The 13,122-nt window shown below is 68.7% G+C and carries 15 protein-coding genes; 8 read left to right on the forward strand and 7 right to left on the reverse strand.

Annotated elements, in window-relative coordinates:
- Window positions 1–248 precede the first annotated feature (248 nt).
- Window positions 249–707 carry an aspartate carbamoyltransferase regulatory subunit gene (gene pyrI, locus VYJ16_RS12495; protein ID WP_336350637.1) on the reverse strand — a complete coding sequence of 153 codons (459 nt, stop codon included), beginning with the start codon at window positions 705–707 and terminating at the stop codon, window positions 249–251.
- Window positions 704–1,618, reverse strand: a complete 915-nt coding sequence (gene pyrB / locus VYJ16_RS12500; protein WP_336350638.1) for an aspartate carbamoyltransferase — start codon at window positions 1,616–1,618, stop codon at window positions 704–706. The genes pyrI and pyrB overlap by 4 nt, the downstream gene beginning before the upstream one ends.
- Before the next feature lie 93 nt (window positions 1,619–1,711).
- On the opposite strand from pyrB, the gene VYJ16_RS12505 reads away from it, so the two are divergent.
- The 3 genes from VYJ16_RS12505 (at window position 1,712) to VYJ16_RS12515 (ending at window position 4,532) form a co-directional block, all read left to right on the forward strand.
- Window positions 1,712–2,395 carry a MinD/ParA family ATP-binding protein gene (locus VYJ16_RS12505; RefSeq protein ID WP_336350639.1) on the forward strand — a complete coding sequence of 228 codons (684 nt, stop codon included), beginning with the start codon at window positions 1,712–1,714 and terminating at the stop codon, window positions 2,393–2,395.
- Between the two features lie 18 nt (window positions 2,396–2,413).
- Window positions 2,414–3,040 (forward strand): RAD55 family ATPase, encoded by a 627-nt coding sequence (locus tag VYJ16_RS12510; protein ID WP_227130812.1) that lies wholly within the window; start codon window positions 2,414–2,416, stop codon window positions 3,038–3,040.
- 259 nt (window positions 3,041–3,299) lie between these two features.
- Window positions 3,300–4,532: a digeranylgeranylglycerophospholipid reductase gene (locus VYJ16_RS12515; protein ID WP_336350640.1), complete on the forward strand. Its 1,233-nt coding sequence runs from the start codon at window positions 3,300–3,302 to the stop codon at window positions 4,530–4,532.
- A 39-nt stretch (window positions 4,533–4,571) separates the two neighbouring features.
- Here the strand turns inward: VYJ16_RS12515 and VYJ16_RS12520 are convergent, their stop codons facing one another.
- Entirely contained in the window at window positions 4,572–4,877 is a 306-nt protein-coding gene (locus tag VYJ16_RS12520) for a MazG nucleotide pyrophosphohydrolase domain-containing protein (protein WP_336350641.1), read from the reverse strand.
- A gap of 98 nt (window positions 4,878–4,975) precedes the next feature.
- On the reverse strand, window positions 4,976–5,935 hold the full coding sequence (locus tag VYJ16_RS12525; RefSeq protein WP_336350642.1) for an FKBP-type peptidyl-prolyl cis-trans isomerase: 960 nt from the start codon (window positions 5,933–5,935) through the stop codon (window positions 4,976–4,978).
- A gap of 159 nt (window positions 5,936–6,094) precedes the next feature.
- On the opposite strand from VYJ16_RS12525, the gene cyaB reads away from it, so the two are divergent.
- From cyaB to VYJ16_RS12540, 3 genes are all read left to right on the forward strand, one after another.
- Complete coding sequence (gene cyaB / locus VYJ16_RS12530; RefSeq protein WP_336350643.1) at window positions 6,095–6,691, forward strand: class IV adenylate cyclase; 597 nt, start codon at window positions 6,095–6,097, stop codon at window positions 6,689–6,691.
- Window positions 6,692–6,793: 102 nt separating this feature from the next.
- On the forward strand, window positions 6,794–7,414 hold the full coding sequence (locus tag VYJ16_RS12535; protein WP_336350644.1) for a GNAT family N-acetyltransferase: 621 nt from the start codon (window positions 6,794–6,796) through the stop codon (window positions 7,412–7,414).
- A gap of 74 nt (window positions 7,415–7,488) precedes the next feature.
- Complete coding sequence (locus VYJ16_RS12540) at window positions 7,489–8,709, forward strand: methionine adenosyltransferase (RefSeq protein ID WP_336350645.1); 1,221 nt, start codon at window positions 7,489–7,491, stop codon at window positions 8,707–8,709.
- 71 nt (window positions 8,710–8,780) lie between these two features.
- Here VYJ16_RS12540 and VYJ16_RS12545 read toward each other — a convergent pair whose 3' ends face one another.
- Genes VYJ16_RS12545 through VYJ16_RS12555 form a run of 3 tightly spaced genes read right to left on the reverse strand, consistent with a single transcriptional unit; the run spans window position 8,781 to window position 10,236 of the window.
- Window positions 8,781–9,320, reverse strand: a complete 540-nt coding sequence (locus tag VYJ16_RS12545; RefSeq protein WP_336350646.1) for a hypothetical protein — start codon at window positions 9,318–9,320, stop codon at window positions 8,781–8,783.
- 2 nt (window positions 9,321–9,322) lie between these two features.
- Window positions 9,323–9,778, reverse strand: a complete 456-nt coding sequence (locus tag VYJ16_RS12550; RefSeq protein WP_336350647.1) for a hypothetical protein — start codon at window positions 9,776–9,778, stop codon at window positions 9,323–9,325.
- The gene (locus VYJ16_RS12555; protein ID WP_336350648.1) at window positions 9,775–10,236 is read right to left on the reverse strand and encodes a hypothetical protein; all 462 of its coding nucleotides are present in this window, start codon (window positions 10,234–10,236) and stop codon (window positions 9,775–9,777) included. The genes VYJ16_RS12550 and VYJ16_RS12555 overlap by 4 nt, the downstream gene beginning before the upstream one ends.
- Before the next feature lie 159 nt (window positions 10,237–10,395).
- On the opposite strand from VYJ16_RS12555, the gene VYJ16_RS12560 reads away from it, so the two are divergent.
- Both VYJ16_RS12560 and VYJ16_RS12565 read left to right on the forward strand, forming a co-directional pair.
- Window positions 10,396–11,592 (forward strand): tRNA sulfurtransferase, encoded by a 1,197-nt coding sequence (locus VYJ16_RS12560; RefSeq protein ID WP_336350649.1) that lies wholly within the window; start codon window positions 10,396–10,398, stop codon window positions 11,590–11,592.
- Between the two features lie 84 nt (window positions 11,593–11,676).
- Window positions 11,677–13,056, forward strand: coding sequence for an arylsulfotransferase family protein (locus VYJ16_RS12565; protein WP_336350650.1), 1,380 nt, complete (start codon window positions 11,677–11,679; stop codon window positions 13,054–13,056).
- Window positions 13,057–13,122: the final 66 nt, after the last annotated feature.

Consider the following 13,122-nt stretch of genomic DNA (forward strand, 5'->3'; position numbering starts at 1 on the left):
CCCGGCGGACTCGACGGGGTTATTCGGCGTCGTACTCTACTTCGACGGTCTCGTCACCGCCGGAGAACGTCTTGTAGAGGAGGGCGATTGCGACCACCGCGATCAGGAGTTTGACCTTCTTGGACATACCAATACGTTCGAGCTTTGACTATTTATGGCTTACTGAACCAGGGACCGTCGAACGCGACCGGGCTCCCGGGCGCGACGGGACGACTGGGTCCACGTCTTCGCCCTCTCGGGCCGTCGTGTCAGCCGTCGATGAGCGACGCGATGTCCTCGCGGACGATGGTCTCGCAGTACTCGCAGCGGACGCCATCGCGCAGCACCGCGAACGCCGACTCGACCGGCTCGTCGGCGGTCGTGATACAGTTCCGGTTCGGGCACGCGAGCACGCCGGTCACCCGGTCGGGGCGTTCCACGCGGTTCTTCTCGACGACGTCGTAGTCGCGGACGATGTTGACGGTCGCGTCGGGCGCGATGACCGACAGCACGTCGAGCTCGTCCTGACTGAGTTCGCGTCCCTCGACCTTCACGACGTCCTTCCGGGCGAGCGCGTCCGACGGGACGTTCATCCCGACCGATATCTCCTCGCCGCTGGACCCGTCGATGCCGAGCATCGACAGGACGTTCAGCGCCTGACCGGCGCGAACGTGGTCGATGACGGTGCCACTGCGGATCTTGGAGACGCGGAGTTCCTTGTCGGTCATCGCTCGCCCTCCATGAGCAGGTCGAGCAGCGCCATCCGTACCGGCACGCCGTTGTGCGCTTGCTCGAAGTAGTTCGCGTACGCGGTGTCGTCTACCTCGGGTGCGATCTCGTCGACGCGCGGGAGCGGATGCATGACGGTGAGGTCGTCGCTCGCCGCCTCGAGGGTCTCGGCGTCGATCTGGTACTGGCCCGCGACCTTGTGGTACTCGTTCTCGTCCGGGAAGCGCTCGCGCTGGATGCGAGTGACGTACAACACGTCGAGGCTCGCGAGGACCTCCTCCAGGTCGGTGTGCTCGCGGACGTTCGCGCCTGCCTCGTGGAGGTCGTAGCGGACCGAACGCGGGAGCTTCAGGGACTCCGGACTGATGAAGTGCTGGTGCGCGTCGAAGTTCGTGAGCGCGGTCGCGAGCGAGTGCACGGTCCGCCCGTACTTCAGGTCGCCCATGATACCGATCGTGAGGTCGTCGAGCCCGGCGGTCTCCCGGATCGTATAGAGGTCCAGGAGCGTCTGCGTCGGATGGTGTCCGGCGCCGTCGCCCGCGTTCAGGATCGGGACGTCGACGTACTCGCTCGCCATCTTCGCCGACCCTTCCAGGGGGTGCCGGAGGACGAGCGCGTCCGCGTACCCCTCGATGACGCGGACGGTGTCCGCGAGGCTCTCCCCTTTCTTCACCGACGACGAGTCGACGCTCCCCATGTCGACGACGTCGCCGCCGAGGCGCTTGATAGCGGCCTCGAAGCTCATCTTCGTTCGCGTACTCGGTTCGAAGAAACACAACCCGAGGAGCGTCCCCGCGTTCCGTTCCCGGGCGGCCGACGGGTCGGCGTCGAGCTCCGCGGCCCGGTCGAGGACCTCCTCGATGTCCTCGCGCGAGAGCTGTCGCGCCGTGAGCAGGTGGTCGTGACGCATCACGTGACACCACCCACCCCCGGCCCTTGAATCAATCCGTTCGGGTCGCGCCCCGGCCGCGAGTTGAAGTGCGATGGGGCGGCGACTACGGGTATGCTCGCGTTCGCCGGGGGGAAGGGTGGGACGGGGAAGACGACGACGGCGCTCGCGTTCGCGCGCGAACTCGCCGCCGGCCGAGCGGGCGAGGCGTCAGGACGGAGCGTGACGGTCGTCGACGCGGACGTCGACATGCCGGACGTGCACTCGATGGTCGGCGTCGACCGGACGCCGACGGTCCTCGAGTGCCCGCGCGGGCGGCCCGCCCCGTCGCTCTCGGGGGTTCGCGTCGCCCCGGCACCACCCGGGGACGCGACCGACGCATTCGAGAAGACGCTGTTCGAGCTGCGAGCGGCCGACCGACCGAGCGCCGAGGGACGACCGACCGGCGCTCGACCGCGCTGTCGCGTCGTCGTCGACGCCCCCTGTGGCGGCGGGCCCGACGCAGCGCGGCCGCTCGCCGCCGCGGACGGCGTCGTCCTCGTGACGCGCCCGACGCCCGCCGCGGTCCGCGACACCGCGAAGACCGCGGCGATGGCTCGAGCACTCGAGACGCCCGTCGTCGCCGCCGTCGTCGTCGGCAACCATCCACCGCGCGCACTCGAAGACGTCCTCGGAGCGCCACGCGTCGTCACCGTCCCGCTCGTCGACGGCGACCCGTTGACCGCTCCAGCCCACCGGACCGCAATGGGGCGCCTCTGCAAGGGACTTCGACGCGGCAGACACCTTTTTACGGAGTGAAGGCCAACCCAGAGGCACATGGCGGGGCGTCTAGAGACGGGCATCGAGGTTCTCGACCGGAAGCTCGACGGTGGCCTCCCACCGGGGACCATCGTCGCGTTGACCGCAGAGCCGGCGAGCCAGTCCGAACTCATCCTCTACGAGCTCACGGCGGCCCGCGGCAGCCTCTACCTGACGACCGAACGCTCCGATCAGGCGGTCCGCGACGCCATCGAGAAGACGAACGCGCCCGTCGGCTCGCCGACGGTCCGAGACATCTCCGGGAGCGAACCGCTCGACCAAGCGAACCGCCTCATCCGCGCGCTCCCCGAGGGCGCGAACCTCATCATCGACACCGCGAACGTCCTGGAGCGCGGCGACCGGAACCGCTTCCGGAACTTCATGACGGAGCTCCAGACGCACATGGTGAACACGGGCTCCATCGCCATCATGCACTGCATGAAAGAGCAGACGCCACCCCAGAACCGGTCGTCGACGAAGCACATGGCGGACGTCGTCTTCGACCTGGAGACGCAGGTTCGAGGGAGCGAACTCGAGAACCGCCTGACCGTCCCGAAGTTCCGGGGGGGCACCGCGCTGAAGGAATCCATCAAGCTCGAACTCTCCGACGAGGTCGCCATCGACACGAGCCGCGACATCGCCTGACGAGTACGACGCGCTCGAGTTCCATCGCAGCCGCAGGGGCCACGTCTCCATTCCGAGCCGTCACGCTCACGTTTCGTTCCAGCACCAGCCACGCTCGATCCGCCGTATCGTCGCGGAGCACCGCCATAGCGCGAGATTTCGCCGGAGTAAACTGCGAGAAACGTGAGCGTTCGAAACCAGCACAAATTACAAGGTCCGTTCAGTACGGAGTGACAAGGACGACGAACATCGACTCTATACCGATGATTCCTACCCTACCATGACAGACACACACGACGTGGTTATCGCCGGTGCGGGCCCCGCAGGTGGACAGGCGGCGCGAGACCTCGCGTCCCGTGGGTACGACGTGGTCGTACTCGAGACCGAGTCCGAGGACGAGTTCCCGAGCAGGAGCAACAAGTCGACAGCGGGGACGTTCCCGTCGACGATGGCGTCGTTCGGCATCCCGGACGACGTCGTCATGAACTTCACGGACGACGTCATCCTGGAGTCCCCGAACCATCACTATCGCCGTCACCAGCCAGGTGCCGTCCTGGAGTTCGCGGACTTCAAGAACTGGCTCGTGGACGAGGCGGTCGCCGACGGCGCCGAGTATCGGTTCGACGCGCGCGTCTCGAAACCCATCATGGACGGCGACGAGATAGTCGGCGTGACGTACAACGGCGACGAGGAGGTCTACGCCGACATCGTCATCGACGCGACCGGGCCGGCGGCACCGCTCGCGAAGGCCCTCGACGTCTGCGGGCTGAGACGCGAGAAGCAAGCGATCGGGATCGAGTTCGAGTACGAGAACGTCGACGTGGACGCGGAGGGATACGCGGACCTGACGGACTCGATGATGCTCCGGCTCGACCACGACATCGCACCGGGCGGGTACTCGTGGATCTTCCACACGGGCGCGGACACGGCGAAGGTCGGCGTCTGCTACCTCCAGAACGAGAGTCATCGCGCGAACTCGAAGTCCGGGTTCACGATCGACGACTACCTCCAGTACTGGGTGGACACCGACCCGCGGTTCGCGGACGCGAAGAAGCTCGAGGGGAAACAACATCGCGGGTCCGCGCACGTCCAGCTCCCCGACAAGATGAGTACGGACAACTTCATGGCGATCGGCGATACGGTGCCGACGGTCGACCCGCTCTGGGGCGAGGGCATCGACAAGTGCATGCGCTCGGGGCGGGTTGCGGCGGCGACCGCGGACCGGTCGCTCACGGACAGCGACCGGGACACGTCGGCGGGCGAGCTCGCGGTCTACGACCAGCTCTGGCAGGACCGCGTCGCGCCGAAGGTCAACAAGCGACTGTTCATGACGGAGATGCTGTACCGCGCGTCGAACGACCGGTACGACGCCCTCGTCAGCGACCTCCACAAGCACTCCAAGGACAAACTCGACTCCGTCAACGCGGGCAACCTCCGCGACATGCTAGGGATGCTGAAGCTCGAGGACGTCTCCATCCTCGCGAAGACGGCCCGCGACTGGGTTCGGAACTGACGGCAGCGACGACTTCGTTCTCTCGACTCGCGCGCTCCGTCAGCGATCGCTCCCGGGGTCGCCGGTCGCCTCGATGCGTCGTTCGTACTTTTCGAGCGCTTCGTCGAGTGCAGCGTCGGCGTCGACGTCGAGCGAGTTCGCGAACGAGAGGAGACTGAACAGCGCGTCCCCGATCTCGTCGCGCTCGACTTCCACCTCGCCGTCACCGGCGCCGTACTCGGTCGACGAGCACGCGTCCGCGGCGAGTTCGCCGACCTCGCTCGCGAGGTCGAGCAGCTGGTACTCGGGTTCCCCCTGCATGTCGTGTTCGTCGTGGAACTCGCGTACGCGGTCCTGAGCGTCCATGTCGAGCGCGTCGACGCCACCTTCCAAGGGCGTTCTGGAATCCGTCGACGAGCGTCGCCACTACGAGGTCTGGAAACGAGAGAATCGGCGCTGCTGCGTTACTCTTCGTCGAGTTCCGCGGCGATCTCGTCGGCGTCGACGTCGGCCTCCTCGAGCGCTTCCTCGACGGCTTCGGCGTCGGCGCCCTCGCCGCCGCCCATGCCGCCCATCATACCGCCCATGCCACCCATCATGCCGCCCATGCCGCCGCCGTCGATGATCTCCTGGACGACCACGCGGTCGACATCGACGTGACTCATGATCTGTTGGGCGACCTGCTGCTTGCCGAACATCCACTGCTGGTTCATCTGGAGCTGCGGGACGCTCTCGACGTAGAGCGAGCGCTTCTCGACGACCTCGGTCTCGAACTCGGGCTCGGCGTCCTCGTCGGCGTCCTCGTCCGGCTCGACCATCGTCTCCTCCTCGACCTCGTCCGTCTCGATGTGCATCTCGGGCGCGATGTCGAAGAACATCTCGAACAGGCCGGAGGCCTTCTCGACCTCGTCCGTGACGACGTCGACGATCTCGTAGTCGTACTCGACGTCGTCACCGGCGAGCGGGTGGTTGAAGTCCACGCGAGCGCGGCCGCCGATGATGGTGTTCACGAAGCCTTCCTCGCCGTCGATCTGGACCTGCGCGCCGGGATGGCGGTCGTCCTCGGGGATCTTCTCGGCAGAGATCGTGCGGACGGCGTCCTCGTCGTACTCGCCGAACGCTTCGGCAGCGGGGACGGTGACGGTGCCGGTGTCGCCGACCTCCTTGCCGCGGACGTCGTCCTCGACGCTGTCGAAGATGTGGCCCTCACCGAGGACGATGGTGCGCGGAGCGAACTCCTGGCCTTCCTGGTCGATGCCCTCTTCCTCGGCGACCTCGGGGTCGGTCGTGTCGACGAGCTGGTCGTTCTCGACCGTGCGGGCGGTGTAGGCGAGCTTGACGAAGTCTCCGTCCTGCACGCCCTCGGTCTCGTCTGCCTCTGTCTCGGCTGCTGCGTCCTCAGTCTCGGCTTCTTCGTCGGTCATGTCGTATACGTCTCCCAGCCCGCATTTAAGAACCACGTTTTCGACCCGCGAGCGTGCACTTCGCGCGAGCGGATTCGACCGGGTCCTGAGAGCGGATTCGGCGGCCGGATGCGGCCGGGAACGACCACGTTTTTGCCGGTTCCGCGATGGGTTCGTGGTATGTACGAGGTCGAGATGAAGGTGCGGGCGGGCGGCGTGGAGACGCGGGCGGGACTCCGCGAGGCAGGGGCGTCGCTGTCGCGTGTCGTGTTCCAGGAGGACACGTACTACGACGCGCCGCATCGGGAGTTCGCGGAGACGGACGAGGCGCTCCGGGTGCGTCGCGAGGCGACGCTCGCGCCGGATGCGCCGACGAGCGTCGACGAGGTGATGGACGCGCTCGAGGACGGTGCGTTCGAGTCTCGCGTGACGTACAAGGGGCCGCTCGTCGACGACGCTTCGAAGACTCGCGAGGAGTTCGAGACGGGGGTCGCGGACGGCGAGACGATGGCGCGCGTGCTCTCGGAGCTCGGGTTCTCGCCGGCGGCGACGGTCGCGAAGCGCCGCGAGTTCTGGACGCTCGACGGGGTGACGGTGACGGTCGACGACGTGGCGGACCTGGGGACATTCGTGGAGGCGGAGGCGGAGACGGACGAGGCCGGGGTCGACGCCGCTCGTGAACGGGTCGCGGACGCGCTCCGCGCGCTCGACCTCGACCCCGACGAGCAGATACGGACGTCGTACCTCGGGCTGCTGCTCGCGGCCGCCGGCGACTGAGCGACGGGCACTGTTGCAGGGGGCCGTGCTCGGATCGGGCCAGGGCTGGGTGCTGCGGGCGACCGGAAGGCTGATTGTCCGAGTACCGGTGGTCGTGTACTGATGGCTTCCCGGTCGCTGGTGTCCGCGCTCCGCGCCGTCGCCGGGCGGGTCGCGGTTGGATTCGGTCGCCTCCTGGGGGTCCGACACGAGGCGATGTGCGTGTACGCGACCTCGCTCGAGGAGGGCACCGTCGCGACGCGGCTGCCGCCTGGCGTCGAGGTGGACGTCGAGCGCGTCGGCGACGTCTCGAACCTGCCGGCGTCGGCGGCGACGGACGCGGCGCCCTCGGACTTCGTCGCGGTCGCTCGTGACACCGCTGACGGGACTCCGGGCGGCGTCCTCGGGTGGGCGTTCGCCCGGGTCGACGCGCCGGTTCGGGTCGGCGAGTGCGTGCGACCGCTCGCGTTCGAGGGCGCGTACGTCTGGGGGTTGTTCGTCGAGCCGGCTGTCCGCGGCGACGGCGTCGGGACGGCGCTCGTCACGACGCTTACCGCTCGGGTGGCTCGGGACCGCACTGGGGCGGCGTTCGCGCTCGTCGGTCGGTCGAACGCGTCCTCGCGCGCCGTGTTCGAGCGGGTGGGGTTCGAGTGCGTCGCGGAGACGACTCGCCTCGCGGTGCTCGGGCGGCACCCCCCGACCGGCCTCGTCCTCGGAACGCGCACCTACAGAGAACCACGATGATTACTACCGGGCATAATATGAGCCGTGGTCGTTTCCGCAAGTTATAGAAACCACGGTGGGATAGGTGTGGAACAATGACTGACCGCAATATTCGCGTGGAGCCCATCGACCGACTGGCCGTCGAGGACCAGGAGGTCGAGATCGTCGAGCGGAAGGGCCTGGGGCACCCCGATTCCATCTGCGACGGTATCGCCGAGAGCGTCTCGCAGGCGCTCGCGCAGACGTACCTGGACCGCGTCGGGAAGGTCCTGCACTACAACACCGACGAGACGCAACTCGTCGCGGGGAACGCCGCGCCCGCGTTCGGCGGCGGCGAGGTCATCGAGCCCATCTACCTCCTCATCGTCGGCCGTGCCACACAGGAGTACGAGACCGACGACGGCGTCACCCACCACATCCCCACGGGTCGCGTGGCCCTCGAGGCGGCGCGTGACTACATCGACGCGCACTTCCCGGAGCTCGAGTTCGGGACGGACGTCGTCGTCGACGTGAAACTCGGCGAGGGCTCCGGCGACCTCCAGGAGGTCTTCGGCGAGGACGGGGCGACGGTCCCGATGGCGAACGACACGAGCTTCGGCGTCGGCCACGCGCCGCTCACGGAGACGGAGACCATCGTGTACGAGGCGGAACGTCGCCTGAACGGCGAGTACCACGAGACGAACCCCGAGCTCGGGCAGGACGTGAAGATCATGGGGAAGCGCGAGGGCGACGAGATAGACATCACGGTCGCCGCGGCGATGGTGGACGCGTACGTCGGTGGCATCGAGGAGTACACCGAGGCCGTCGAGGGCGTCCGCGAGTTCGTGTCGAAGGTCGCGTACGAGCACACCGACCGCGAGGTGAACGTGCACGTGAACACCGCGGACGACCTCGAGGAGGGCTCCATCTACCTCACCACGACGGGGACGAGCGCGGAGCAGGGCGACGACGGCTCCGTCGGTCGCGGGAACCGCGCGAACGGCCTCATCACGCCGAACCGCTCGATGTCGATGGAGGCCACGTCGGGGAAGAACCCCGTGAACCACATCGGGAAGATCTACAACCTCCTCTCGACGCGCATCGCCGAGGCCGTCGTCGACGAGGTCGACGGCATCCGCGACCTCCGCATCCGCCTCCTCAGCCAGATCGGGCGCCCCATCGACCAGCCGCACGTCGCGGACGCGCACGTCATCACCGAGGACGGCGTCGCCATCAGCGACGTCCGCCCCGAGGTCGAGGCCATCGTCGACCGCGAACTCGCCGACGTCACCGACGTCACGCGCAGCGTCATCGAGGGCGAACTCACGACGTTCTGACCGCGCCGACGTTCCCGGCGTGACCGCATCGGCGATTCGTCCGTATTCTGCGGCGCTGTCGCTCGTTCCGGTCAGCAGATGGCGTAGGTCCCGCGGAGTTCGTCCTCGGCGCTGACGACGAACTCGGCCCACCCGTAGCACTCGCTCGTCTCGATGGTCACGGTCTCGGTCTGGTCCTCGAACGTGCACGTTATCCTGAAGGCCTCGACGCCGTCGGGGTTCGCGTCCGCGGTGTCGTAGGCGACGATCTCGCCGCCCGCGGATATCTCGTGGGACTGGTCGTGGACGACGGTCCCGGTCGCCTCGCGGTACACCTCCAGGTCGACGGTGTGCGCGACGCCGTCCTCGCCGTCGTTCCCGAGGATGACGTCCTTCGAGGGGTCGGGCTCGTTCGCCGCCTCCGACCACCAGTTCGAATCGTCGTCGGTCGTGTCCGCTGGCGTCGTGGAGCGCCCGGTCGTCTCCGACCCCGAGCGAGTCGTCGCAGTGTCGTCGGGCGTCGCTGAGCGGTCGGTCGTGGGCGCCCCGGGTTCGTCGTCGGTCAGACAGCCGGCGAGCGCGACGCTCGCGAGAGCGCTCGTCGCCGTCCCGAGGAGGGTTCGTCGGTTCATGGTCAACAGATGGGGCGCTCGACGACGAGTTCGCCGTTCTCTCTGCGGACGATACCGCAGTCGGTGTAGCACTCGCTGGTCGCCATGAACCGCCAGGTGGTCTGTTCGTCCGTTTCTCCAGTGACTTTGAACCGCTCGACGCCGTCCGGGTTCGCTTCGTTCAGGTTGTAGACGTACGCGGTGCCGCCGGGGTCGAGGTCCTCCGTGGACTCGTGGACGACCTCGTCCGAGCCGTCGTCGACGTGCTTCGTGACGGTCACGGCGATCTGGTTGGCGGTTTCGGCCTCGTTCTCCACCCAGATGCGATGGTCGGGGTCGGGAGCATCCATCGCGTGGACCGTCGTCGAGTCGTCGGTCGTGGACGAGGGGTCCGTTCCCGAGTCGCTCGTGGATTCGAGACAGCCGACGGTGCTCGAAACCACTGTGAGCGTGCCGACGAGGAGGGTTCGTCGGTTCATGCGTCGTGGAGGGTGTGGACGGCGTCGATGGCGTCGTCGGCGCCGACGACGAGGCGGAGGTCGCCGGTGGCGGCGTTCGTCCGGAGGCGCGCGGTTGCCGTGCCCGTGCCGTACTCGGCGCACTCGGCGGTGACGTGGAAGGTCTCGACGCCGTCGGGGTCGGCGTCCGCGAGGTCGTACGCGTCGACGGAGACGCCGGGCGCGACGCGGTGAGTGTCGTGGGAGACGACGTCGCTGCGGTCGCTGCGCGTGACGGTGACGGTGACGGCGCGCGTCTCGGCGGTGTCGTTCTCGACGACGACGGCGTGATGCGGTTCCGGTGTCCGCATCGGGGCGTCCGCGTCCGCATCTGCGGTCGCGTTGGCGTTGGCGTTCGCGTCGTCGCGACCGTCGACTGTCGGGGAGTCAGTGGCGGGGAGCGCGCTGCTGGGGGTGGAGGGGAGGGGGCGGCGGCTCATACACCGAGCGTGTCCGCGGCCCGGTAAGTGCCTTTGGGCGACCCGAACTCGCGGGGGGCGCCGACCGATGGGCCGATGCCCGCGCACGGTGGTGTCGACCGACGGGTCGGTGCGCGCGGACCGACACGCGTTTTGGCGGGCGCGCGGTACCGAGAGGTGATGCAGCCTCCTGGCGCGGACGTGGTGCTCGTGCGGCACGGCGACATGGGCTCGAAGTCCCGTGGCGTGAAGCGCGACATGGAGCACCGGCTGGGGGAGAACCTGCGCGCCGTCCTCGACGACCGCGACCTGGCGGGCGACGTGGAGTTGACGTGGTCGCGGCCGCGCGTCCACACCACCGAAGGCGACGTCGCCGCGGTCGCGGAGGCGGCGGCGGACACGTTCGGCGTCGTCTCCGCGAGTCCCGCGCTGTCGGTCGACTCGGAGCTCGACGGTATCTGCGACGCGCTCGCGGCGACCGCCTCCGAGGTCTACGACGGTGGCGCGTTCGCGGTCGACGCTCGGCGGAGCGACCGCTCGCTGCCGTTCGACAGCGAGGACGTCCAGCGCGAGGGCGGACAGGCGGTCTGGGACGCCGCCGAAGCGGCGGGCGTCGACCCCGCGGTCGACCTCGACGACCCGGACGTCACGTTCGGCGTGGAGGTCCGCGAGGAGACGACGTTCGTCTACACGGAGACCGTCGACGGCGTCGGCGGTCTCCCGCTGGGCACGCAGGCGCCGCTCGTCGTCCTCGTCTCCGGCGGTATCGACTCGCCGATAGCGGCGTTCGAGGTGATGAAACGCGGCAGCCCGATTATTCCAGTATACGTCGACCTCGGCGACTACGGCGGCCCGGACCATCGCGCTCGCGCCGTCCAGACCGTCCGGGACCTCGCACGGTACGCACCGAATCACGTCGACGAGACGTGGGTCGTCCCCGGCGGCGACGCGGTCGCGCACCTCGTCGCGACGATGGATCGCGGGCGGATGCTCGCGCACCGCCGATTCCTCCTCCTCGTCGGCGAAGCCGTCGCCGAGACGGTGGGCGCGGCCGGTGTCGTCACGGGCGAGGCCATCGGCCAGAAGTCGAGTCAGACGACGAGCAACCTCGCCGTCACCGACGCGGTGACGACCCTCCCCGTCCACCGGCCGCTGTTGACGTGGGACAAGCACGACATCACCGCGCTCGCTCGCGACGTCGGGACGTTCGCGGACTCCACCATCGACGCCGGCTGTAACCGCATCGTCCCCGACGAACCCGTCGTCGACGGGAGTCTCGACCAGATCCGCGACCTGGAGCCGGACGACCTCGCGTCGCGAGCGCGAGACGCGGTCGGCCGCGCCGAACGCGTCCCTCTCGACCGGAACACCTCGTAGGACGGGCCGGAACGCACCGTCGCCCGCCGCCGGTCTGACTGCGGAATCGTAACTTTAGAGACGTGTCGCGTCCGCCAGTGGACTGTGAGCGCCCTCCACGCAGTCCCACGTCCATCCAGGCGAACGCTCCGCGTCCTCGCCCTCGCGCTCGTCCTCGTGAGTGCGTCGCCCGCGATGGCGACAGTCCTCGGTGTCGCCACCGGGAGCGCGAGCTACGACGGCGGCGTCCCCGAGTCGGTCCCGCCCGCAGACGGCCACACGGTCGTCACCGTCGACGGGATCGGGCCCGGGCTCATCGCCGCGTACGCGCCGAACGGGTCGAAGGTGTACGAAGCCGACGAGCACCGGTTCTATCACGACGTCGACCCCGCGCCGCGGTTCGGGACGGCGTCGGTGACGTACGTCGCGAGTCACGGCGCCGCCGCCAGGCACTGTGCGAGCGAGGACCGCTGCCGGAAGTCCCAGGTGATGCGCCTGAACGTGACGACCGGCGAGCGCGAGGAGCTATGGGCGCGGTACGCGACGCCCTCCGGGTCGAACAACATCCACGACGTCGACTTCGTGAACGACACGCACCTCGTCGTCGCGGAGATATCGCACCCGGACGGCGTGTACATGGTGAACGTCTCCGCGGACGAAGAGGTGTGGCGGTGGAACGCCAGCGAGCACTACGACCCGAACGCCTCGGGCGGCCAGTACCCCGGTGACTGGACGCACATGAACGACGTGGAGTACCTCCACGACCGCGGGCTCGTGATGGCGAGCCCCCGGAACATGGACTCCGTCATCTTCGTCCGGCCCGGTGAGGGCGTCGTGGAGAACATGACGCTCGGGAGCGACGGCGACCATCGGACGCTCTACGAGGCGCACAACCCCGACTTCATCCCCGCCGAGCGCGGTGGGCCGGCGGTCGTGGTCGCGGACAGCGAGAACGACCGGATCGTCGAGTATCAGCGCGTCGACGGCGCGTGGGAGCGCTCGTGGCTGTGGCGCGACGGGAGCGTGCAGTGGCCGCGGGACGCGGACCGCTTTCCGAACGGGCACACGCTCGTGACGGACACGCACAGCGACCGCGTCGTCGAGGTGGACGAGGACGGCGACATCGTCTGGCAGATGCGGTTCCCGGGGCCCTACGAGGCCGAGCGCCTCGGGACGGGCGCGGAGAGCGCGGGCGGCCCGTCGGCCGTCGAGGCCGGGCTCGACTCGCGGCGCGCGAGCGGCGGCGTCCTCGCTGGCGTCGTGCTCGCCGCGGAGGACGTCCTCCCGAGCCTGCTCGTGAACGGGATGCTGTTCACGCTCCCGCGGTGGATGACGCCCGTGGACGCCGTCGGGATGGTGTTCGCGGCGCTGTTCGCGCTCGCCTGGACGGTCGGCGAACTCGGGGTGCTCGTGGCGCGACGGCGGAGTGCCGACGCCGACGCGAGCGCGGAGAGCGCGGAGTCGAGTGCGCCCGGGGACGACTGACGCGACCCGCGAGGGCAGCGCGGCCGGTACACAAGACATTTCTCCGTGCTGGTGGTCGATACGGCT

It is taken from the genome of Halorubellus litoreus (assembly GCF_037081675.1).
Classification (GTDB): domain Archaea; phylum Halobacteriota; class Halobacteria; order Halobacteriales; family Natrialbaceae; genus Halorubellus; species Halorubellus litoreus.